At 61.8% G+C, this 22,496-nt stretch carries 17 protein-coding genes and 1 pseudogene; 13 read left to right on the plus strand and 5 right to left on the minus strand.

Annotation, left to right across the window (positions count from 1 at the left end):
• Positions 1 to 3 precede the first annotated feature (3 nt).
• The gene (locus tag BMY25_RS03165) at positions 4 to 1,116 is read left to right on the plus strand and encodes an ABC transporter permease (protein WP_092495095.1); all 1,113 of its coding nucleotides are present in this window, start codon (positions 4 to 6) and stop codon (positions 1,114 to 1,116) included.
• 978 nt (positions 1,117 to 2,094) lie between these two features.
• Here the strand turns inward: BMY25_RS03165 and soxR are convergent.
• Positions 2,095 to 2,565: a redox-sensitive transcriptional activator SoxR gene (soxR, locus tag BMY25_RS03170; RefSeq protein WP_092495096.1), complete on the minus strand. Its 471-nt coding sequence runs from the start codon at positions 2,563 to 2,565 to the stop codon at positions 2,095 to 2,097.
• A 108-nt stretch (positions 2,566 to 2,673) separates the two neighbouring features.
• On the opposite strand from soxR, the gene BMY25_RS03175 reads away from it, so the two are divergent.
• Complete coding sequence (locus tag BMY25_RS03175; protein ID WP_092495097.1) at positions 2,674 to 4,182, plus strand: MFS transporter; 1,509 nt, start codon at positions 2,674 to 2,676, stop codon at positions 4,180 to 4,182.
• 693 nt (positions 4,183 to 4,875) lie between these two features.
• Here the strand turns inward: BMY25_RS03175 and BMY25_RS03185 are convergent.
• Complete coding sequence (locus BMY25_RS03185; RefSeq protein ID WP_092495098.1) at positions 4,876 to 5,364, minus strand: MarR family winged helix-turn-helix transcriptional regulator; 489 nt, start codon at positions 5,362 to 5,364, stop codon at positions 4,876 to 4,878.
• A 124-nt stretch (positions 5,365 to 5,488) separates the two neighbouring features.
• Between BMY25_RS03185 and BMY25_RS03190 the strand changes: the two genes are divergently transcribed.
• On the plus strand, positions 5,489 to 6,655 hold the full coding sequence (locus BMY25_RS03190) for an MFS transporter (protein ID WP_238858123.1): 1,167 nt from the start codon (positions 5,489 to 5,491) through the stop codon (positions 6,653 to 6,655).
• 100 nt (positions 6,656 to 6,755) lie between these two features.
• Complete coding sequence (locus BMY25_RS03195) at positions 6,756 to 7,472, plus strand: alpha/beta fold hydrolase (protein WP_255365481.1); 717 nt, start codon at positions 6,756 to 6,758, stop codon at positions 7,470 to 7,472.
• A 425-nt stretch (positions 7,473 to 7,897) separates the two neighbouring features.
• Here the strand turns inward: BMY25_RS03195 and BMY25_RS03200 are convergent, their stop codons facing one another.
• Positions 7,898 to 9,295: a hypothetical protein gene (locus tag BMY25_RS03200; protein ID WP_092495100.1), complete on the minus strand. Its 1,398-nt coding sequence runs from the start codon at positions 9,293 to 9,295 to the stop codon at positions 7,898 to 7,900.
• 184 nt (positions 9,296 to 9,479) lie between these two features.
• Here BMY25_RS03200 and BMY25_RS03205 point away from each other — a divergent pair, with 184 nt between their 5' ends.
• The 8 genes and pseudogenes from BMY25_RS03205 (at position 9,480) to qatD (ending at position 17,411) form a co-directional block, all read left to right on the plus strand.
• On the plus strand, positions 9,480 to 9,782 hold the full coding sequence (locus tag BMY25_RS03205) for a hypothetical protein (protein WP_092495101.1): 303 nt from the start codon (positions 9,480 to 9,482) through the stop codon (positions 9,780 to 9,782).
• Positions 9,779 to 10,210 (plus strand): PIN domain-containing protein, encoded by a 432-nt coding sequence (locus tag BMY25_RS03210; protein WP_092495102.1) that lies wholly within the window; start codon positions 9,779 to 9,781, stop codon positions 10,208 to 10,210. The genes BMY25_RS03205 and BMY25_RS03210 overlap by 4 nt, the downstream gene beginning before the upstream one ends.
• Before the next feature lie 36 nt (positions 10,211 to 10,246).
• The gene (locus tag BMY25_RS03215; RefSeq protein ID WP_092495103.1) at positions 10,247 to 11,029 is read left to right on the plus strand and encodes a DUF5131 family protein; all 783 of its coding nucleotides are present in this window, start codon (positions 10,247 to 10,249) and stop codon (positions 11,027 to 11,029) included.
• A 25-nt stretch (positions 11,030 to 11,054) separates the two neighbouring features.
• Positions 11,055 to 12,311: a three-Cys-motif partner protein TcmP gene (locus BMY25_RS03220; RefSeq protein ID WP_092495104.1), complete on the plus strand. Its 1,257-nt coding sequence runs from the start codon at positions 11,055 to 11,057 to the stop codon at positions 12,309 to 12,311.
• A gap of 156 nt (positions 12,312 to 12,467) precedes the next feature.
• Positions 12,468 to 14,426 (plus strand): annotated as a pseudogene (qatA, locus tag BMY25_RS03225) (Qat anti-phage system ATPase QatA).
• Positions 14,427 to 14,716: 290 nt separating this feature from the next.
• A complete protein-coding gene (qatB, locus tag BMY25_RS03230; RefSeq protein ID WP_238858125.1) occupies positions 14,717 to 15,310 on the plus strand; it encodes a Qat anti-phage system associated protein QatB in 594 nt (197 codons plus the stop codon).
• Positions 15,307 to 16,656 carry a Qat anti-phage system QueC-like protein QatC gene (gene qatC / locus BMY25_RS03235; protein WP_092495105.1) on the plus strand — a complete coding sequence of 450 codons (1,350 nt, stop codon included), beginning with the start codon at positions 15,307 to 15,309 and terminating at the stop codon, positions 16,654 to 16,656. The genes qatB and qatC overlap by 4 nt, the downstream gene beginning before the upstream one ends.
• Before the next feature lie 8 nt (positions 16,657 to 16,664).
• A complete protein-coding gene (gene qatD, locus BMY25_RS03240) occupies positions 16,665 to 17,411 on the plus strand; it encodes a Qat anti-phage system TatD family nuclease QatD (RefSeq protein ID WP_092495106.1) in 747 nt (248 codons plus the stop codon).
• Between the two features lie 298 nt (positions 17,412 to 17,709).
• Here the strand turns inward: qatD and BMY25_RS03245 are convergent, their stop codons facing one another.
• Positions 17,710 to 18,555: an HNH endonuclease gene (locus BMY25_RS03245; protein WP_092495107.1), complete on the minus strand. Its 846-nt coding sequence runs from the start codon at positions 18,553 to 18,555 to the stop codon at positions 17,710 to 17,712.
• A gap of 2 nt (positions 18,556 to 18,557) precedes the next feature.
• Positions 18,558 to 20,114, minus strand: a complete 1,557-nt coding sequence (locus BMY25_RS03250) for an AAA family ATPase (protein ID WP_238858126.1) — start codon at positions 20,112 to 20,114, stop codon at positions 18,558 to 18,560.
• 566 nt (positions 20,115 to 20,680) lie between these two features.
• On the opposite strand from BMY25_RS03250, the gene BMY25_RS03260 reads away from it, so the two are divergent.
• A partial coding sequence (locus tag BMY25_RS03260) for a ParB/RepB/Spo0J family partition protein (RefSeq protein ID WP_092495109.1) occupies positions 20,681 to 22,496 on the plus strand: 1,816 nt, incomplete at its 3' end.

Consider the following 22,496-nt stretch of genomic DNA (forward strand, 5'->3'; position numbering starts at 1 on the left):
GCGATGCAGATCTCCAACATCCTGCAGCTCGGCATCAAGGAACTGCGTGGTCTCGTTCGAGACCCGATGCTGCTGGTGCTGATCGTCTATGCCTTTACTCTGTCGATCTACACGGCGGCCACCGCAATGCCGGAGACGCTGAGCCACGCGCCCGTCGCCATCGTGGACGAAGACCAGTCGCCGCTGTCTGCCCGCATCGCCAGCGCCTTCAGCGAGCCCTATTTCTCCCGTCCGGAACTTATCACCGCCTCCGAGATGGACCGCCGGATGGATGCGGGCTTCGATACCTTCGCGCTCGATATTCCCAGCAACTTCCAGCGGGATGTGCTTGCCGGCCGCGTTCCCTCGATACAGCTGAACGTCGATGCCACGCGTATGTCGCAGGCGTTCACGGGGAGCGGCTATATTCAAAGCATCGTCACCGCCGAAGTGACGGAGTTCGTCCAGCATTACCGAGGCTCGGCGACGCCCGCGGTGGATCTGGCCCTCCGGGCGCGGTTCAATCCCGAGCTCAAGAACTCCTGGTTCGGGGCGGTGATGAATGTCATCAACAGCGTCACCATGCTTGCCATCATCCTGACGGGAACGGCCCTGATCCGCGAGCGCGAGCACGGAACGATCGAGCATCTTCTGGTGATGCCGGTTACGCCCTTCGAGATCATGTGCGGCAAGATCTGGTCCATGGGCCTGGTTGTCTTCGCTGCCTCCGCCTTCGCCATAATCGTCGTGGTGCAGGGCGTTCTCCATGTCCCGGTCGAGGGATCGATCGCGCTATTCCTGCTCGGCACCGCGCTCCAGCTTTTCGCCACGACCTCGCTCGGAATCTTCCTGGCGACGCTTGCGGGCTCCATGCCGCAGTTCGGACTCCTGCTCATGCTGGTGCTGCTGCCGCTGCAGGTTCTTTCGGGAGGGATGACGCCGCGGGAAAGCATGCCCGAGATTATCCAGAACATCATGCTCGCCGCGCCCAACACCCATTTCGTGATGCTGGCACAGGCGATCCTTTATCGCGGAGCTGGATTGGACGTCGTGTGGCCGCAACTCGTCGCGCTGCTTGCGATCGGCGCCGCTCTCTTCGCTTTAGCCCTCGGCCGTTTCCGGGTTTCCCTGAAATAGAGGATGCTCGGAGACGCGCTCTCGGCACCCCCGGTCGTTCGGGCAAAGGCAGGGGCAGGGGCAGGGGCAGGGGGCGGACGCCTTCGCCTCGGAGCCGGCGATGCGGTGGGGCTTGGCGGCCGGCCAGCAGGATAGAGATCCGCAAAAGGAGGCAGCCCGGCCACGGAAGGCCGGACGTCACACGGAAAAGGTTGCGGATGCGGCCTCGAAGCTGACGGAGCGGATAACGACGCGTCGCCGTCCACCTTTCTTGAAACGGGCTGCAAGCGCGAGACGCCGCCGCACTCGTGTGGACCTCAGGCATCGCAAAGCGAACGATCTACGCGCGCATTCCCGAGACGCCGATGGTCGAACACGGCCTACAGACGGAAGCGATCTGATGGTAAGCCCTGAGGGCGAACCCGGCGATCACGTCGGCGCGAACCTGCAACGTCTGTCGCCAGGCCGGCAACACTTCGGGCGATGACCGGTGCGATCCTCGACAAAGTTGCGGGACCCGGCAAATCAGCGCGACAGCGTGGCAGCGGCGGGAATGCTGGGAGGTGCCCGAACCCCGGGGCTGCGCACCCATCAGGTCCGGCACGGCACAGCGGCGACGGCGGATGGAGCCGCGCTCGCCCTTGTCGCCGGTGGATCGGCGCGTTGGACGTCACCCAGCGATCGCCGCGCTCGCCATGCCGACGCTTTCCATCGCAGGGAGTCTGGATGCGATCCCCCAAGGCAGCGGGCGGATGGCGCTTGGTTCCGCCGACCGTGTCAAAGCGGTAACCAGCGGGGGTCGCGCACCCACCACGCGGAATATCGCATCACAGCGTAGAAGCGACGGGGATGGCGGGCGGCGACCGATGATGATGAGCACTACGTCTACCCTATGGCACTCTAACGCCGTACGGGATGGTCCCAGCGCTGATGTGCCTCAACCGAACAGCACCTCAGGCATTCCCCAACGTCCAGGTCGGGTGAAGAGCAGTACGGCAGCTAACTCTGGGGCATTGTGTCTTTTTCGAGCAGAACGGCACCGTCCCCGAATTGGCGTAAACGATCGCCTGGGTTTCTGAGCGGGCAGTCGTCCATGGAGAGGCACCCGCAGCCGATACACCCGTCGAGCTGATCGCGAAGCTGGGTGAGGCCGCGAATCCGATCGGTCAACATATCCCTCCAGATCGTGGAGAGGTGTTTCCAATCCTTCGCCGTCAGCACCCGCCCGGATGGAAGTTCGTCGAGCGCCGCCTTGATGGTCGCCAAAGGGATACCGGCGCGCTGTGCGATCCTGATGATAGCGACCCGGCGGAGAACATCGCGAGCATAGCGGCGTTGATTGCCTTCGCTCCGCCACCCCTGGATCAGCCCCTTCGCCTCGTAGAAGTGAACGGTGGCGATCGTGACGCCGGATCGGCGGGCGACTTCTCCGACCGAAAGAGGCACGCGCACATCGATCGGCAATTCCAAAAACCCCCTCTTGACCTCATCTATACATGAGGTTCTATAGAGAATGTCGGCTTGTCCTCGCAAGCTCTCATTCGTGATCGCGCGTGAGACCTCGAAAATGGAGCTGACATGGATAATCTCGACAGTCCGCCCGCAAAGATTGGCTGGGCGGCGCTGCTGTCCGGCGAAAATGGTGTGCGTTCGCTCGCGCTCGCCGGGGGCGTCGTCCTCCACGCCATCAACGTCTATATCGCCACCACAATTTTGCCGTCGGGCGTCAAGGACATTGGCGGCATCGATTACTACGCCTGGAACACCACGCTGTTCGTCGCGGCCTCGATTCTCGGTTCGGCGCTGTCGGCCAGATTGCTCATCGGCATGGGGCCGCGCGGCGCCTACATGATCGCTGCGCTGGTGTTCGCGGGCGGCACGCTCGTCTGCGGGCTTGCCCCGTCCATGCCCGTCATGCTCACCGGCCGTCTTGTCCAGGGCCTCGGCGGTGGTTTCCTGTTCGCGCTCTCCTATGCCATGATCCGGTTGGTTTTCGATGAAACCCTATGGCCGCGTGCGATGGCGCTGGTTTCCGGCATGTGGGGGGTGGCGACGCTGATCGGTCCGGCGATCGGTGGCATCTTCGCTGAATTCGATATGTGGCGGGCGGCCTTCTGGTCGCTTATTCCGATCACGGCGCTATTCGCGGTGTTGGCTGCGGCCGTGCTGCCGAAACGTGACACGGATAGGGCTGAACGTGTACCACTTCCGCTCATACAGCTCTTCCTCTTGACTGCGGCCGTCCTCGCCGTGTCGGCCGGTAGCGTTTCGCTCGTCCTTGCCCGGAATATCGCTGGCCTCGCCGCCGCCGCGATCTTGATGGCCCTACTGATCGGCGTGGAGAGCCGCGCCCGCCAAAGGCTGCTTCCGACCGGTGCTTTCCGGATCACAACGGCGCTCGGAGCAATCTATGCGACGATGTCGCTGCTCGCGGTTGCGGTGACCAGTGGCGAGATATTCGGGCCGCTGTTCCTGCAAGTGCTCCACCATCAATCCCCGCTCGCCGCCGGCTACATCGCCGCGCTCATGGCGGCAGGCTGGACGCTGGGATCGATCGTCAGTGCAGGGGCGAGCGGCAAAGGCATCGACCGTGCGATCCTCGCCGGCCCGATGCTCGGATTATCCGGCATGGCGGCGCTTACCGTTCTGATGCCAACCGAAAGCGGCGGAGCTTGGCTGGCGCTCGCGCCGATCTGCCTTGCGCTCGCGCCGATCTGCCTTGCGCTCGCGCCGATCTGCCTTGCGCTCGTCGCCATAGGATTGGGCGTGGGGTTGGCATGGCCGCATCTGCTGACCCGTGTGTTTCAGGTTGCGCCCGATGGCGAACAGGATTTGGCTTCCGCCTCGATTACGACCGTGCAGTTGTTCGCCACCGCACTCGGTGCGGCTCTGGCTGGAATGGTGGCGAATGTCGCCGGCCTCACCGATCCCGGAGGCGTCGCCGGCACGGCAAGCGCCGCGCGGTGGCTGTTCGGGATGTTCGCGTTCGGGCCGATCCTGGGCCTCCTTACTGGCCAGCGAGTGGTCCGACTTCACTCGAAAGCTCGGGAGGGCAGTCGGACTTCACACGGTCCAGGGCTGTCGTAAATTTCAGAAATTGTGCGCCAAGCGGCGCACTTTGCTGATTTGGGCGACTGACCATTGGTCGGCTTCTGCCAGAACTGACAGGCCGACGTCGCATGCGAAATCCGCGTTGGACGTGGACATCCATGCGGCAATCGGCGGTGAATGAGTACCCATCGCGCTGAATATCGCGCCACAGCGTAGAATGGGCGGTATTTGGCGAGCCCCGCCGGACCATGATGGGCACTATATCTACGCTATAGCCCTCTAACGCCGTACGGTATGGGTTCCGGCGCTAATTGGCTCAATCTATCAAGCGCGATCCGGCATTCTACAAACGGCCGGGTCTGGTGGACTTTGCCAGACCGCTTTGCACCTTTCATGCTGGAATATTCGCGCAACATGATCGCCACTCTTCAGGAGAGCAAGGTCGCCCGCGCTGGGGCGGAGCCGGCGACGAAACCGATGCCGTACCGCCCCGCCGCAGATCGAGAGACCGTAAGCGGCACAGTGCAGCTCTCGAGCCCAGGAGATCGTGAACCACGCCCGATGCCACATCGCTCTTCCAATCCAGGACCTGCCGAAGCATCGCTTCCCGGCTCGATTGGACCGATCCCCCCGCTTCGCCTCGCAGCATTCTCAGCGGGCCTGATGGGATAACGGCGGAACCGTAGTCCGACAGTTCGCGAGCGCGCTTGGGCTCGGCCGACGGGGTGGCTAGTTCTTTTGGAAAGCCAGCAGTTTTCCCAGCAATATCGAGAGCTGATCCCGGTCCTCTTTATCCAGGCCGCGAACGATGGCTTGCTGGTTGGCGACGTGCGCTTCGACGGCACGGTCGATCAGGGTAAGTCCCTCGTCCGTGAGCGCGACAAGGGTGCCTCGTTTGTCGCCGGGATTCGGCTGGCGCGTGACCAGGGCGGCTTTTTCCAACCGGTCGATCCGGTTCGTCATGCTGCCCGATGAGATCATCGCCGCTTCGTAGAGATCGGTGGGCGTCAGCGCGTGCGGTGCACCGCTCCGCCGCAACGTGGCCAGCACGTCGAACTCTCCCGGCTGGAGACCGAATTCCGCAAATGCCGGATTGAGGCGATCGCGCGCGATGACAAGCGCGGCCTCGGCCAATCGCCCCAGCAGCACCATTGGCTCCGTATCGAGGTCCGGTCGTTCTCGCGCCCATTGTTCGGCGGCCTGCCTCGCTCTATCCATCTCTCGCACCTATCTTGACGTCAAGACATACTATCTCTACGTAAAGACATAACTGCAACGCCGCCGCACGGCAAGCCGGCGGAAGGAGCGCACCATGTCCAGACTATCAGGCCGTTATCTTTTCGTGGCGGCCGTCCTGCTCGTCGGCATCAACCTGCGCCCCACGATGGCGGCGATCGGCCCGCTGCTTGACGCCATTCAACAAGACGTGGGGCTTTCCGATATTGGCGCGAGCCTGTTGACCACGCTTCCCGTCGCCTTGATGGGCGTCGGCCTCCTTGGGACGACAAGACTGAAAACTTTGCTTGGGGAGCGGCGCGGGGTTGCTCTGGGCGTTGTCATGATCCTCTTGAGCAACGTGCTGCGCTGGCAATTGCCGACGGCCAACTGGCTGCTCATGACCGCGATCATGGGCGGCATCGGCGTCGCGATCGTGCAGGCCTTGCTTCCGATCGTGATCCGGCATCAGGCGGGTGCGCGTGCGGCTGGCCTGATGGGCGTCTATTCGACCGCGATCATGGGCGGGGCGCTCCTGTCCGGCACGGCCAGCCCGTGGATCGCGCAAGCCTTCGGCTGGCCCCTGGCACTCGGCATCTGGGCGCTTCCCGCTCTCATCGGAAGCATCGTGTGGTGGGGGGCGACGAACGCCGCCGATATAGTTCCCGACGCTGCGCAACGCCGTTCCGTCTCGCGCGAACCCCGCGCATGGTTGCTGCTGGCTTTCTTCGGGCTTGGGACGGGTGCCTATACGCTGGTTCTGGCCTGGCTGCCGCCTTTCTACACGCAACTTGGGTCGTCGGCGCAAGCCGCCGGCGTGATGCTCGGCGTCGTCACAATGGCAGAGGTGATCGCAGGGATCGCGGTATCCTTCTGGGTCGGCCGTTCCGCCGATCGCCGCCCGGCATTGTTCGCCGCCATCGCTGCGCTGTTCGTGGGCCTGCTCGGGCTAGCCATCGCCCCGCTTTCCCTCGCATGGCCATCGGCAGTCCTGGCGGGGCTCGGCATCGGCGCGCTCTTTCCGCTCTCGCTGATCGTCGCCATGGATCATGGGGAAACCGCGAGCGATGCGGGCGCCATCGCCGGTTTCGTTCAGGGCGGCGGCTACATCCTCGCTGCCGCGTTGCCGCTCATCGCGGGTTTTCTGCGCCGGAGCCTTTCCGACCTCTCGCCGGCTTGGTGGCTGATGGCGGCGCTGTGTCTCGTGCTCGGGCTCATCGCCATTCGCCTCCGTCCCGGTGAACGCATCACATTCTCAAACCGACAGAAGGAGCCTTCCCATGGCCTTTTATGACGCACATGGCCGCCGCAACTATTTCATAGAGTTCGGGCAGGGCCGGCCAATCCTGCTGCTGCACGGCATCAGCAATTCCGGCCGGGCTTAGGGGCCGCAAATCCCGGCGCTCGTCGAAGCCGGCTATCGGGTCATCGTGCCGGATCACGCAGGGCACGGCGCTTCGGCACGCCTGTTTCGTCCGTTCGGCGTCAGCGACATTGCCGACGACACGGAATTGCTGCTCGCCCACCTCGACATCGAACGCCTTGATGTCGTGGGCCTTTCGCTTGGTGGCATGGTCGCACTGGAGTTGGCGCTTCGGCACCCGACAAGAATCCAGCGCCTTGTGGTCGCGAACAGCTTCGACAAAACGGCGACACCGGAATTCGGGTCCATGGCCGAAGGCTGGGCAACGGTCTTTGAGCGACCTCATGGCCCGGTAACACGCCTCGAACAGAACTGGCTCGCATCGGTTTCGCCGTCGTTCCAGGCCACGGCGGATGGCATGCGCACCTATCAGATATGGCACGGCATCGCGGCTACCTCGGACGGCGCGTCCCTTGCGCACGTCGCGCGCGGCATGACCACGTTTGACGTCTCCACCCGCATCGCCGAACTCGCCATGCCCATTTTGTTTATCGCGGGCAGCCTCGACAAGATGTCGCCGCCAGAGTTCAGCCGCCGCATGGCAGCGCAAGCGACGCACGGCAAACTGTCGATCATCGAGGGAGCGGCGCATATCTCCAATGCTGACTCGTCCGACGAATTCACGGCGCGGCTGCTTGCCTTTTTGCAAACTGACCATGCGGCGGCGGACCTCCGCGCCGATGATTGATCGCCCATGCCGCCCGGTGGGGCGCGGTAATCGGCGGCGTTTGCGTAGCTATTGCGCAGCTTATCGCGCCACGGCGTAGAATCGGCGGGGCTGGCGGGCCGCGCCAGATGATGATGAGCACTACGTCTACGCCATAGCCCTCTAATGCCGCCCGAAGCGACGAGGTGAGCTTTCCACGGGCTTGGCGCGATTTGAAAGCGATATGGCATGTCCGGCCACTGACAGGTGCGATCCGCGACCGCTATACTCCCGAAGCGCTCATGCTGGTCGACGGCTGATCCCTTTTACTATCGGCAAGGCTCGCGCGCCGTCGCGCGGGCATTGGTGATTTTCATGGCCGTCGCAGCAACACTACCCGTTGCGCGATTGGGTAGTTTGGGCACCCTCTCTATAGACCGAGGCTTGAGAAAAGATGCCCCGGCGTTTTAGATGTCGTCATCCCAGCCTATGTCCCACGCTCCATCCGACTGCATCGTCGCCATCAGGCGCCGGATCGTCAGGACGATCTCGGCAAGGCGCAGTCCGTCAATCGGGCGGGCGTGCATCGTCGGTCGCCGGTGCGCGTTGAGGCGTTGCAGATCGACTTTGATCCCGTCGCGATCACCGAACACCGCTCCGAATACTTCCTCCCAATTCTGTCGCGTGGAGATCACGGCGATCAGGTCGCCGAGGTTGGTGAAATTGATGAGCGGCTGTCGCTCCTCTCCAGCCTTGTATGCATCGCGCCGCGTCCGCTTGGCTTCGCCGACGATGTTCCCGGGCACGCGCGCCGTGAACCATTTCGCGGCGTCCTCGCCCTTGGCGGCAAGGTGCGCCTCCAGCCTCGCCGCGATGTATGCGCGCAATGCGACCTCGAAGGCGTCGATCGCGCGATAGGCATCGTGCCGGGCGCGGCCAGTGGTGATCGACATGCGGAGCGGACCGACCTCGATCACAGCCTTGACGCCGGTTCGCGTTCGCATGCCTTCGACGACACCGCTATCGACCAGTACCTCGACGACCGCCGTGCTGTCAGCATCCACCAATCCGGGATCGACATCGGCATCACGGTAGAACCGCTCCCGCGTTGGTCGGTTACGCCAGAAGGCCGGCGGAAGATCGGGGCGGGTATGCCAAGTGCCGAGCAGTGCGTCGAACGCCGCCTGACCCAGCGACGTGCGTGGCCCGAAAGTATCGAGCGCGCCAGCAAAGGCGGACATCCGCAGGGTCGTGGCGTCGCGAATGCCTAACAACTCAATCCCGCGGCTCGCTCGCGCAACCAGATCGCCCGCACCGGCAATACCCGTTGCCATCTGTTGGAGCCTGGCCATCTCCTCGGTCGCGGTTCTGGACGCTTGCAGGGCATGGGACAACGCATCCTCGTCACGCGACAGCAATCCGGACGACCAATGCGTAGCGCGGGCGATGGCGCCAACTTCGGCGCGCTGCGCGATGGCCGAGCCAGTCAGTTCTCTTCGCAGCGTCTCTGAGAAGCCGCCGCCGAGATAATCTCGCTGAATTCGGTCGTTCAGCGTGCCGATCTGATCGCGATACTGCTTTGCCAGCCCGGTAGCCTTCATCGCCGCATCGCGCTGAACCAGAAACTCGCCGGAGATGCGGGCGCTGAAGCTCTGCTGTTCCCGTAGATAAGCGCCGACGCCGTCCAAGGCGTTCCCCCGCAAGCCCCGCGCAATTTCCTCTGCTGCCGACCGATGTGCATTGCCAAACAGGCCGTCCAGCGGCTGCATCGCCCGATGCGCCTCGGCGATAGCGGCTGCGGTTTGACCGATCCCCATCAGTTCCTTGAGCCGACGCTGTTCCCGGAAATAGTCATCGATCGACATGGTATTCGTTGCCCTAGCCTCGCAGACGATCAGGTGGGAAGCGGCATGCCGATCTTCTACCGCCCCCGCGACCTTACGCCAACGAGCGCGGAGCACGTCGATAGGACTGAATGTACACGACAAGGGCGTTGTCAGAACAGTAGCAACGGGATATATATCCAGCCATATTCGAGGAGGCTTAGCCATGAGCAATGCAGCACAGAAGCGAGCAATCCGTAATTACCGGTCGCGTCAGGCCGAGCGAGGCATCGCGCGCTTCGAGGTTCAGGCGCTCGATGCCGATCGTGACTTGATCCGCGCACTCGCGCGGCGGCTTGCCGATGACGGTCCCGAGGCCACGCAGGCCCGCACGATGGTTCAGAAAATCGTGTCCGGCGAGCCGCCCCATCAGGGCGGTATCCTTCAAGCCTTGCGACGGTCGCCGCTCGTCGGTGCTGATCTCGAACTCGGTCGCGCTCGCGAGGAAGGGCGCAGGGTCGATTTGTGACGCGATATCTGCTCGACACCAACATCATCAGCAATGTCGTCAAGCCGGAGCCTTCCGCGTCTTTGCTGGATTGGATGGCCACGCAGCCGGACGACGCGCTGTTCATCGCATCACTGACGGTCGCGGAAATCCGGCGTGGCGTTCTGGAGAAACCAGTTGGCAGAAAACGAGAGACGCTTGAAGCATGGTTCTCCGGTCCCGAGGGACCGCAGGCTTTGTTTGCTGGGCGCATCCTGTCATTCGACGACCGGGCCGGACTGATCTGGGCGCGGCTGATGGCGGACGGAAAAATCGCCGGTCGTCCACGCAGCGGCCTGGATATGATCGTTGCGTCCGTTGCCGATGCAAACAATTGCGTCGTCGTCACGGCCAACGAAAAAGATTTCGCCGGGCTTCAGTTCATCAACCCACTGCGCGGAGCGGCCTGATGTCAAAAGCCACTCGGCATCGCTCGGGAGGGCGGCATGGCTGAAACCCAGATCGAGTGGACCGACTCCACTTGGAACCCCGTCGCCGGATGTTCGATCGTTACCGCCGGCTGTACGCATTGCTACGCTATGGAGATGGCGAAGCGCCTGGAAGCGATGGGTGTCGCTAAATATGCCGGGCTGACCCGGAAGACCGGCAAGAGGACCGTCTGGAACGGTGTCGTGCGTGAAGATCGAGAGGCACTGTCGATCCCGCATCGCTGGCGCAAGCCGCGCAAGATCTTCGTCAACTCGATGAGCGATCTGTTCCACGAAGGCGTCAGCGACGCCTTCATTCTCGATGTCTGGCAGGTAATGCGCGACACACCCTGGCATAACTATCAAATCCTCACCAAACGGCCCGAACGCATGGCGAGCTTGGTCGCTGGCAGGATCGGAGAAATCCTGCCGAACGTCTGGCTCGGCACCAGCATTGAGGATGCCGATGTCGTCGGCCGGATCAGCCACTTGCGCGAAGCGCCCGCGGCGATCCGCTTCATCTCTTTCGAGCCGCTAATAGGTGCGGTCGGCACCGTCGATCTCAGCGGCATCCACTGGGCGATCGTCGGCGGCGAAAGCGGCAAGTTTGCCCGTCCGATCCGCGAAGAATGGATCGACGAAATTTATGCTCAATGCCTGACGGCGGGCACAGCGTTCTTCTTCAAGCAATGGGGAACGTGGGGCAAGGACAATAAGAAACGCTCTAAGAAGGCGAATGGCCGAGAATATCGTGGGCAGACTTGGGATGAGATGCCAGCGGTAACTCACGCCGTCGCATAACAGGTTCGGGACCAAGGGAGGCAACGTGGTCGAGAAGCGATATGAATGGGCTGACGGCGCGACACTCGAAGAGCATTCTCGACGCAAGCACAAAATCCTTCGCGAATACGTGTTCGACTATCTCACCGTCCGCTGCAAACTACCGCAGCAGGAGCGGTTTCGGCTCGCTATCGTCGATGGCTTTGCTGGTGGCGGGCGCTATCAATGTGGCACGGCCGGCTCGCCGCTGATCTTCATTGAGGAACTGAAGCGCGCGGTTGAGGCCGTGAACACGCAACGGGCCGTTCAAGGGCTTGGAACGATCGAGGTTGAATGCCTGCTTGTCTTCAACGATGCCAGCCGCGATGCGATCGAGCTTCTGAAAACCCATGTTGCGCCGATGCAGGCCGACATCGCCCTGACGTGTCCAAAACTGCATCTTCGCGTCGAATATCTGAATGAATTTTTCGAGGCTGCGTATCCGAAGATCAAAGAGCTGCTGGTTCGGGGGCGCTATCGAAGCGTCATCTTCAACCTCGATCAGTGCGGCCACAGCCATGTCGAGCGCGGCACGATCCTCGACATCATGCATTCGTGGCCCGCCGCTGAAATCTTCTACACCTTCGTCATCACTTCGCTGCTGGCGTTTCTTCAGAAAGACCAGCCGGAGCGCCTGCGAGCGCAACTCGATCACCTTGGCATCCCGGCCAACGACGTGCAGGCGCTCGACGGGCTGATGAGCCGCAAGGACTGGCTCGGCACGGCCGAGAAGATCGTCTTCGACGCCTTCCGCCTGTGCGCGCCATATGTCAGCCCGTTCTCGATCAACAACCCTGGTGGATGGCGATACTGGCTGATCCATTTCGCTAACGCCTATCGGGCGCGGCAGGTCTACAACAACATCCTCCACGACAACGCAAGCCTACAGGCGCACGTGGGTCGCCCGGGCCTTAATATGCTGTCCTACGATCCCCGACACGACGAAGGGATGCTCTATCTTTTCGACGACAATGGGCGGGCCTCGGCGAAAACCCAACTCCTGGACGACATTCCCCGTCTCGTGACCGAGGCCGGCGATGCGATATCGGTGATGGAATTTTACGAAAGCATCTACAACTTCACACCTGCCCACGCCGACGATGTCCATGCGGCCATCATTGAGAATCCGGACCTGGAGGTGATTACGCCAGCGGGTGGGGAGCGCCGCAGGGCCAATACGATCGCCGTCAATGACGTCATCAAGCTGAAGAACCAACGGAGCTTCTTTCCCATGTTCCTGAACGCGGGCACAGGCACGAGATAGGGACAAGGCTGGAGATGTTTGCAGCGTCAGTTCAACACCATATTCGATCGGCTTAATCCACTGCATAACATATAGCGATCCCTCGAATATTCCGGCAGTATTGCGTGCGGGTCTTACTATACAGCCGTTGCGAAGCGCGGGGAGGAATCGGGGCAAATGATTCTCACTGATAATGAGACGAAGGTCGATCTCCTCAACAACGAGGCGATCGCCAAGACCATCATCGAGCTGCTGCGTGAAAAACCCGAGCGCGCCGTAACGATCGGGGTCCATGGTGACTGGGGTGCGGGCAAATCCAGCATTCTGGAGATGATCGAGAACGGCCTCAGTTCTGATGAGGATGTGCTCTGCATCAAATTCAACGGGTGGCGCTTCCAGGGGTTCGAAGACGCCAAGATCGCGCTGATCGAGGGTATCGTCACCGGGCTTATCGAAAAACGGCCGTTGCTCACTCAGGCCGGCGTGGCCGTGAAAGACATCTTCCGGCGGATCGACTGGCTGAAAATCGCGCGGCACGGGGGCGGTCTCGCTTTCACCGCGTTCACCGGCATCCCCACAGCTAATCAGATCGGCGCGGTGGTCGGCACCTTGAAGGGGATCTTCTCCGATCCCTCGAAACTCGCCACGCAGGAGAATTACGATAAGGCCATCGACGGCGTTTAGGGGCTGTTGAAGCCGGGCGAGTCGAAGAATGTACCGGAAGAGATCGAAGCGTTTCGGAAAGCTTTTGACGATCTGCTCAAGCAGGCGGGCATCAAGCAACTGATCGTTCTCATCGACGATCTTGACCGCTGCCTGCCGGACACGGCGATCGAAACGCTCGAAGCCGTCCGGCTGTTTGTCTTCACCTCTCGCACCGCGTTCATCGTCGCGGCTGACGAGGCGATGATCGAATATTCGGTGCGCAAGCATTTCCCCGAACTTCCGGACACGACCGGGCCGCGCGACTATGCGCGTAACTACCTTGAGAAGCTGATCCAGATCCCGTTCCGGATTCCGGCTTTGGGCGAGACCGAAACCCGCATCTACGTCACCCTGTTGCTCATCGGCGCAGAGCTAGGAGAGGACGACCCGGCTTACTCGGCGCTCATCGCCGTCGCGCGTGAATTGCTCAAACGGCCTTGGAAGACCGCCGGGCTCGATGCGCAAACGGTCAAGACCGCCTTGGGTGACAAAGCCGCTAAGGTCCAGAACGCGCTCACCCTGAGCGACCAGATCGGCCCAATCCTGGCCAGCGGCACTCAGGGCAATCCGCGGCAGATCAAGCGCTTCCTGAATACCCTGCTACTGCGCCATCAGACCGCGCTCGCCCGCGGTTTCGGAGATGAGGTGAAGCTGCCAGTCCTGGCGAAGCTCATGCTAGCCGAACGTTTCCTCTCCAGACTATTCGATCAGATCGCCAGCGCCGCCGCCCGCGATCCGGACGGCCGCTGCGCAGACTTGGCGGCGCTTGAAGCCGCCGCGTTAGATGAGAAGCCAGTTCCTAAGGCGAAGCGGACCGGGCCGAAGATCAGTGTCATCGATGACACCAAGCCGACCTTAGTGCCGGATTCCAAGGACAGTGCCATTCTGACAGAATGGAAGGCGGCCGACGCGATACGGGCCTGGGCGCGGCTATCCCCGGCCTTGGCTGAGGTCGATCTACGCCCCTATCTGTTCGTGACCAAGGATCGGAAAGACTATTTCGGCGCGGCCTCCGTCCTCGGGCGTCTCGCCGCTGTAGTCGAAAAACTGCTTGGCCCGAAACTCGCCGTCCAAGCGTTCGAAGGCGAACTCAAGCAGCTCGTTCCGGCCGAGGCTACCCAGGTCTTCGAGGAGCTTCGCGGACGCGTCATGGGCGGTGACGCCTTCGATACCGTGCCGCCCGGTATCGATGGACTCGCGGTGCTGGTTCGCGCGCACCCGACGCTTCAAGCCAATCTTCTCGATCTGCTCGAAGCCTTGCCGGCCGATCGGTGCGGGCCGTGGCCCGCGTCAGGTTGGGAGGGCGTCGTCAAGGATTCCGACGCGGTAGCGCGCTTCGAGAAGCTACTCCAGGGATGGTCCACCTCCGGTTCGTCCTTCCTGAAGCCCACGGCGAGCGCCGCGCTTCGCACGCGGAAGGGTGGTCGCTGATGGGCACATCGAACGCATACGGGGGTGCGGGCGGCGGCACCCCGCTCATTCCGAGTTGGTTACAGGGTGACGGCGACGGCGGGACCGGAGCAGGCGCGGGTGATGGCGACGGGGGACAACCTTCGCCGCAGGATGGATCGCCCCCCGCAGTTCCTCCCGCCCCGGCGACTCGGCCGACCGCTCCAGCGGGAGCATCGAATCGCTTCACTTCCGCCCGAAACAATTTTACGCGCTTCGTAAGCTCCGGCGGCAGTGATCGCCGGAGCCTCGGCCGCGCTGTCTCGCAATATGTGTCCAAGTCGGCGGGCGGCTCACGCCAGGCCGCACAGCGCATGGGCTCATCGCGGGGCGCGGGAGCCGGTCTCGTCCGATTCCTCAACAACGCCAGCGCAAATGGCGTTCGCGAAGCGCTGCGAACGCTCAATCTCGAAAGTCTCGCTGGGCGGCCGATCGAGGAAGTGTTCGCGGGGCTCGCCGACTACATCTGCCCTGAAGGCGGGTCGATTGATGAAGGTATTGCGAGAGACGCTTTCGTCGAGACGATCGCCGACCTCGCCGGTGCGGGCATCACCGACATCGACGCGCTGACGTCCGGCCAGATTCAGACTGTCTTCGAGTTATATGCAACGCACGCGATCGAGGCGCGCATCTGCAACGACATCGGCACCAAGGTTGTTACTCTGCCCGCCGATGCCCGCGCGGCCGAGAGGGTTCAAGCGCAATTGCGTGATTTCATCCAGCGTGGTGTCAGCGACGCGATCAACGCCGCCGATATCATCATCCAGTCGCTGACTCCTGACGCGGTAATGGGTTTCGTGACCAACGTCTATCAATCCGCCTTCGACGTGTTGCAGACGATGGGCGATGGGGAGGCAGCGAAATGAGGCGCCACCTCATCATCGGCCGTTTCGGTAAGAACGATAAGACCCGTGTTCCCAAGGCGCGCGACGAAGTCGCATCGACGTTGCAACTGGTGGCGGGCAAGCGTCTCGATCATGGGATCGGCCACGCCTTGGCCGACCTCAAGGCGCTGCACCTGACCCCGAGCGAGATCGGCGCGGACATGCTCGTGGTCGCCGCCCATGTTCACGCAGCGGATACTCGCATCTCGCGCTCGACGGAATCGCAGGATGCTTGGACTCGCGAGATTCGGTTGGTCGTCCCCGTTAGCGATCCCGCGCTGTGGACCGCGGCGGCGCCGATCTTGGTCCGTGCCCTGAACTTCCTGACCGGCGACCGATGGGATGTCGGATTCCGCAAACGGACGAAGGATTACGCGAAGCTGGTCTCTCCAGCCGTGCCCACCCTCATTCCCACCGCTTTCGATGGCGTGAGCCTGTTCTCGGGCGGGTTGGATAGCTTGATCGGCGCGATCGACAGCTTGAAGGCTGGGGAGACGCCGCTCCTGGTCAGCCACGCGGGCGAAGGGCTGGTGAGCAAGTCGCAGGACCAATGCTTCGAAGGTTTGAAAGGCGCTTACAAAGCATCCGCCTTCGATCGGCTTCGCGTGTGGATGAGCTTCGAAAGCGGGCTGGTCGAAGATGTCGGGTCGGAGGATAGCACGCGCGGCCGCTCGTTTCTGTTCTTCTCCCTCGGTGTCGCCGCCGGCACCGCGCTTGGCCGCGACTTCGTGCTCAAGGTTCCGGAGAACGGCCTGATCGCGCTCAATGTCCCGCTCGATCGGCTCCGGCTCGGTGCGCTCAGCACCCGGACGACGCATCCCTTCTACATGGCCCGATGGAACGATCTGCTCCGAGCGCTCGGCGTAGGAGGCAAGGTCGAGAATCACTATTGGAACAAGACCAAGGGGGAAATGGTCGCCGAGTGCGCCACTCCGGTCTTGTTGAAGCAGCTTGCCCCGTTGTCGCTATCATGTTCGTCACCGACGAAGGGGCGTTGGACTAAGAAGCCACAGGGGCACTGCGGATACTGTCTGCCCTGTATCATTCGACGGGCCTCCCTGCGAGGTAAGGATGCGACAGTTTATGGCGTACCCGACCTGAAGGCTGCCACATTGGACACCAAGCAGGCCGAAGGTCAGCAGGTCCGATCCTTCCAGATCGCGATCGCGCGGCTATCGAAGCGCCCGGAACTGGCCAAGGCCCTTATTCACAAGCCCGGGCCTCTCTATGATGATCCCTCCCGCCACGATGACCTGGCCGATGTCTATCGTCGCGGCTTGGAAGAGGTCGGGCGTTTGCTGACTGGCGTTCGCGCCGCACCGTCGTAGGAAACCCCATGCGCTCGGGTCTCGTCGATTTTCATTGCCATCTGGATCTCTACCCCGACCACGCGGCCGCGGTGGAACGTTGCGAGCGCGATGGCGTGTTCACGCTCACGGTGACGACCACGCCCAAGGCTTGGCCGCGGAACCACGAACTGGCGTCCGCCACCCGTCATGTCCGAGCGGCTCTCGGCCTGCATCCTCAGTTGGTTGCCGAACGCGCCCATGAGATCGCTCTATGGGAGGAATTGCTGCCGCAGACCCGCTATGTCGGCGAGGTCGGGCTGGACGCCGGCCCACGGTTCTACAAGTCTTTCGAGACGCAGAAGGAAGTTTTTGCCCGCGTGTTATCGCTGTGCGCGGTCGCGGGAGACAAGATCGTCACGACGCATAGCGTTCGAGCGACCAAGGTGGTGCTCGATATGATAGAGCAACACATGCCGCCCCCGCACGGGCGCGTAGTGCTTCATTGGTTCACCGGCACCGCAGCGGAGGCAAAAAGGGCGGTCGATCTTGGCTGCTATTTCTCAGTGAACGCGGACATGCTCAATAATGACAAGCGTGCGGCGATAACTAAATCGCTCCCACTGGACCGGGTGCTGACGGAAACAGATGGGCCGTTTACCCAAACTGATGCACGTCCCGCAACGCCGAGCGATGTCTGGATCACTGTGGAGAGCTTGGCAAGGCTTCACGGACTGCCGCCATCCGAACTATCCGCCACGATACTGAGAAATCTCAAGAGCGTTCTTTCTAACTAGAAGGAAGCCCTTTTTCTCTATTGCTTGCGAATAAAAATACCACCTAGACGCTATGTCGTATATTCGTTGTACACGACTTACCAGCACCGCTGTGTTTCGATAAAGTGGCCTAGCCGGAGATTGGGCGCTCGGTTCAGACATGATCCCAATATGGTGCCGAATCCTTATTTAAGCAATTCCCTCTTGGCTTACATAACAAGAAAGCTAAGGTAAGCGTTCTTAAATACTTAAATAAGGGGCGATGTCTCAACAGGCTGGAACAGGGCGCGCGCCATCGTGTAGCGTATCTTTTGACTTTTTACTGAAAAGATTTGAGCGCTTCGAAACCACCGTCGCAGAACTCATCGTGGGCAGCGAGCACCCGGTATAGGACCGCAAGCCAATAGTTCTCGCCATATCTATCCTCGTAATCCTCAGCAGATAGCGTTAGTTCGCTCGCGACGCGCGCCGCATCCTCGCCCAGACCATAAGCTCGTTTCAGCGCGCGGTACTGCCCGCCGAGATGCTCCAGCCCCATGCGCCGATAGCGATCGGCAAGATCAAGCAATCTGAAGTGCGAGCACAAATGCCGGAATGTCGCAAGGGCCATTCCCGCAGGTCTCATTACCCGAAAGCCCAGAACGATGGCATCTGCCAAGAGATCGATATTAGCAGCGAGAAAGAGTGTTGTCGGTATCTGGTCGAAGTGTGGGTGGACGAACAGGCGAACGTTGGTCTCGTCATCGAGGATTTTGTCGCGCTTGCGCGTGTTGCAGGGGGAACAGCACGGCACGAGGTTCAGGGAGAACACCGAAAATTCCGGATATTGCTCCTTGGGTAGATAGTGATCGAGCGTTGAGGATTCGCTGATTCCGCAAAACGGGCAGCGCGCCACGGCGATACGCTTGAGAATGCTCCCACGCATAGCGGTAATCGGCGCGGTCTCGACATTGAACGCATGGTTCAGCGCCTCCCTCTGCGGCGCTGTGAGCGTCGCTTGCGCTAGGGCACCCACGTCAGGCGTCGCGTCGTCATAGCGTGCATAGGCGTCCAGTACGGCTGGCCTCGCCGCGGCTAATCGGCCACGCCGTTGCCCCCGCTTTGCTGCCGTGATTTCGTCGAAGACCTCGGTGTCATCGACGTCGAGAAGAGGAATGGAGCGCATCGCTACTCATCGTCCTCGTCCCGGACGCTCAGCACGTAGGAGCGAGCGGCAAAGCCCAGTTGCCGCCCGAACATTTGTTCGATCTCCTCGATAGTGTGGCGCCGCGCGAGCAGTCGGAGCGTGTCATGCCAATCCGTCGTGCCGTCGCCGAGATTGAAAACTTCCTGTGTAATGACACCGATGCTCTCAGCGAAAGTCTCGATCGACGCTGCCACGGCGCGATTCTGATCCGCCGCCCGGCGCAAGACCTGGACGAATCTGGCTGGCGTCTCCTGAAGAACGACAGGGGAATGAGTTGCAATAACGGCGTAGCCGTCGAAGCGCTCCAGGCAAGCGCGGACACTCTTGAGGAAAGCCGCCAACAAGGGCGGATGCAGATGTGTTTCCGGTTCGTCGATCAGCACCAACGTCGGTTCGGACCCGGCAATATGCGCCGTCAGTTCGGTGACGATTTTCAGGACAACCTTATGGCCGCTGCTCAACTCGCGAAACAGTTCGCCGATGTCGTCGTCATCACGATTGGAATAGAGCTGCGTCAGGCCTATCCGCTGAAAGGACGGGTCTCGCAGCAGGGGTTTGAGTATGTCCAGGAGCGCGTCCAAGCGCTCGGCTTCACGTACGCGGCCCAACGCCGACAGGAATTCGCGCTCTATCTCGCTCGGCGTTCGCAAACGATAGGAAGGCTCTACGCCGGCCTGGACATTCTCAGCCCGCTCCCTCAACCCGCAATACACGTAGCCGAAGATTTCACCTCGCTCCTCAAGTCGCTCCTTTTCGGTATCGGTGCCGCCAGGAATAACGAACGTGTCGAACGCGCTGTAAGAAATGACGACCACAGTTTTGAACGGTGGTTTCGTCCCAACGAAGCGCCCAGCCGCTTGGTCGAGCACATCTTCCTTGCTCGCGTAGCCATAACCGCTGGCCGCGATCGCGAGATTCGACAACAGCCGCGTCTTGCCAGTGCCATTGTAGCCGATCAGCGCATTGATGCGGTTTGGAAGACGACCCTGCTTTCGGAAATCGAACTCGATCGTGAAAGGATTGGCCGATCTGGCGACCCTTGTCTTGAACTTAACCTTGAAGCCTGCACTGCGCCGCTTCACCGGAGCCGTTGTCGCTTTCAGCAGCTTGGTTGCATCGACAATCGTTCTTTCCGCGCCGCTGAAGCGCAATAATGAAACTCTGAATCCCTCCAGATCCTCGACACCAGCCTTCGCGTCATCATCGAAGGCAATGTCGCGAAGGCCTTTGAAATAGGGCCGGAAAACTGCCCGTCCCAGTTTGTAGAGCGTCTCATAGTAGTCGAGATCAGCGCCCAGAGATGCGTATTGCTCGCCCAGCTCGTCAAACGGATCAGCCGGCATCTCCGTCGAGCCGCTTTGCTGGTCTCGTCGCATGATCTTCAGGCTACCGAGTTCAATCGCCTCGTCGGCCGATAGATACAACGTTGACTGAAACGTCGTCTTGTATCCGTAGTCATCCCAATTATCCCGCACGAGAACAACGTGTGGGTATTCGTCTGGTATTCGAGCATTCCTTCTTTGGACTACAAACAGCACCGGGCCGATCCTCAAGGCAGCATATTGTCGATCGTCCTCGCGAAAGACCGTCGATTATAGTGAGGATAGGTCGTTTTCGCCGTTTAGGATAGCTGATCCTCGTCAGCATCTTCCAGACAGATGGGGATTTGGGTTGAGGGGAAAGCCTTCCCCTGCGGTCGAGCCAAGGTCTCGTCCGACCCCTTCTGCGGGGGCACCCCGCAACGCCCCAAGACGGTACGGCGATCAGGGTCACGTGATTTCGGCATCGAAGGCTTCGCACTCTGATCCAGCTTTCGCGCCCGGCTCCCGCTGACGCTCACGCCGGGCGGTTTGCTTGGGGGCGCTGCCCCCTGGCGCGGTCAAGGGTGAAGCGCGGCAAGCCGCGCCGGCCGGGGTGGTCTCCCCGACCTTCCGCGCGGATGCGATGCTCAGCACATCCGTCATGACGGACATCCGCTTGTGCAGGCCGGGTGATCCCCCTCCACCCCGGCCGCCCTGGCCCTTGCACCCCCCGGTCTCGCCGACGGGCAGGGTTTCAGCGCGGCGCTTCGCTGCGCGAAACCCAAGCCCATAGGAGAAAGACCATGACGACCATTGCCACAGAAACCACCGCCATCCCCGCCGCCGTGATCGTGACCGGCGCGGAGGTGTTCATCCCGCTCAACAAGCTCAAGAAGCACCCCGACAACGCCCGGAAGACCCCGCATAGCGAAGCGTCTATCGAAGCGAAGGCCGCGAGCATCCACGCCAAGGGCATCCTGCAGAACCTCGTGGTGGAGCCGGAGCTTGACGCCGAGGGAGCCGCGACCGGCTTCTATCTGGTCAGCATCGGTGAAGGCCGCAGGCTGGCGCAGTTGCTGCGCGTGAAGCGCAAGCAGATCAAGAAGACCGAGCCGATCCGCTGCATCATCGACACCGTGAACGATGCGGGCGAAATCAGTCTGGACGAGAACGTCACACGGGAAGACCTCTCGCCCGCCGATCAGTTCGAGCGCTTTCGCGAACTATCCGAAACGCGCGGATGGGGTGCGGAGGAAATCGCGGCCCGGTTCGGCGTCACGGCCCATGTCGTGCGCCAGCGGATGCGTCTTGGCGCTGTCAGCCCCAAGCTGATGCAGGTCTATCGCGACGGCGGACTGACCTTGGAGCAGTTGATGGCCTTCGCCATCGTGGACGATCCGGCCCGGCAGGAGCAGGTTTACGAGAACCTGTCGTGGAACAAAGACCCCTCGACCATTCGACGCGACCTGACCCGTATGCACATCGCGGCGACGGATCGGCGGGCGATCTTCGTCGGCGCTGAAGCATATACCGATGCGGGCGGCGTCATCCTGCGCGACCTGTTCACCGAGGATCGCGGCGGTTTCTATGAAGATGCCGCGTTGCTGGACCGGCTTGTCATCGAGACGCTGGAGGGGATCGCTGACACCGTGAAGGCCGGGGAAGGCTGGAAGTGGGCGGGTGTTCATATCGACTATCCGCACGGCAACGGCCTGCGCCGCGCCTATCCGCATCCGGTGGAATTGTCGGAGGGAGACGAGGCAGCCTATGCCGCTGCGCAGGCGGAATATGATGCGCTGACCGAGCAGTATGACAGCGCCGAGGAACTGCCCGACGACGTGGATCAGCGGTTCGGGGAGTTGGAAGCAGAGATCGAGCGTATCGACGCTTTGCGTCACGCCTATGATGCGGACGAGATCGCGCGCGGCGGTGTGTTCGTCATTCTCTCCCACGACGGGGAAGCCCGCATCGAACGCGGCTTCATCCGGGCCGAAGATGAGAAGCCGGAACCCGAAGAGGATGCGGACAGCGACGGCGTGATCGACGGCGTTCGCGTCAACGGCCATGGTGAGATCATCGAAGACGGCGAGCGGGACGAAGACGGCAATGCCGTTTCCGCGCTCGAGACGGAGGGCGAGGATGCCGGGGATGCGGGCAAGCCGCTGTCGGACCTTCTCATCCGCGATCTGACCTCGCGCCGGACGCTGGGCCTTCGCCTTGCCTTGGGCGAGCAGCCGGACATAGCGTTGATCGCCGTCACCCATGCGCTGTCGGCGCAGACCTTCTATCGCGGGGTGGATGCTGCCTGCCTCGAAATCCGCCCGACCAGCAGCTTCCTTGCTTCTCACGCGGACGGCATCGAGGACACGGCGGCGGGCAAGGCGCTGGCGGATCGTCACGCCGGATGGGCGGCGGACATGCCGCGCGACGTGGCCGACCTGTGGAGCTTCATCGCCAGTCTGGACAATGCCAGCTGGCCTGCCCCCAATCGGTGGCCCGTTTCAAATCTAATGCATTGTTGGCTTGACGTGCTCCCCGAGTTTGGACCGCCCGGCTGGAGGATTTCCGGGGGTGCTGCTCAGGCTGTCGCACCGTCTCCTGAGCGTTTCATCAGCTCGA

It is taken from the genome of Faunimonas pinastri, from assembly GCF_900110915.1.
GTDB classification, from domain to species: Bacteria; Pseudomonadota; Alphaproteobacteria; order Rhizobiales; family Afifellaceae; genus Faunimonas; species Faunimonas pinastri.

Coding starts and splice junctions, on each gene's coding strand:
- BMY25_RS03215 (WP_092495103.1), top strand. CDS start 10,247: ATGGCTGAAACCCAGATCGAGTGGACCGACTCCACTTGGAACCCCGTC.
- BMY25_RS03175 (WP_092495097.1), top strand. CDS start 2,674: ATGGATAATCTCGACAGTCCGCCCGCAAAGATTGGCTGGGCGGCGCTG.
- BMY25_RS03185 (WP_092495098.1), bottom strand. CDS start 5,364: ATGGATAGAGCGAGGCAGGCCGCCGAACAATGGGCGCGAGAACGACCG.
- qatC (WP_092495105.1), top strand. CDS start 15,307: ATGAGGCGCCACCTCATCATCGGCCGTTTCGGTAAGAACGATAAGACC.
- BMY25_RS03205 (WP_092495101.1), top strand. CDS start 9,480: ATGAGCAATGCAGCACAGAAGCGAGCAATCCGTAATTACCGGTCGCGT.
- qatD (WP_092495106.1), top strand. CDS start 16,665: ATGCGCTCGGGTCTCGTCGATTTTCATTGCCATCTGGATCTCTACCCC.
- BMY25_RS03165 (WP_092495095.1), top strand. CDS start 4: ATGCAGATCTCCAACATCCTGCAGCTCGGCATCAAGGAACTGCGTGGT.
- BMY25_RS03200 (WP_092495100.1), bottom strand. CDS start 9,295: ATGTCGATCGATGACTATTTCCGGGAACAGCGTCGGCTCAAGGAACTG.
- BMY25_RS03245 (WP_092495107.1), bottom strand. CDS start 18,555: ATGCGCTCCATTCCTCTTCTCGACGTCGATGACACCGAGGTCTTCGAC.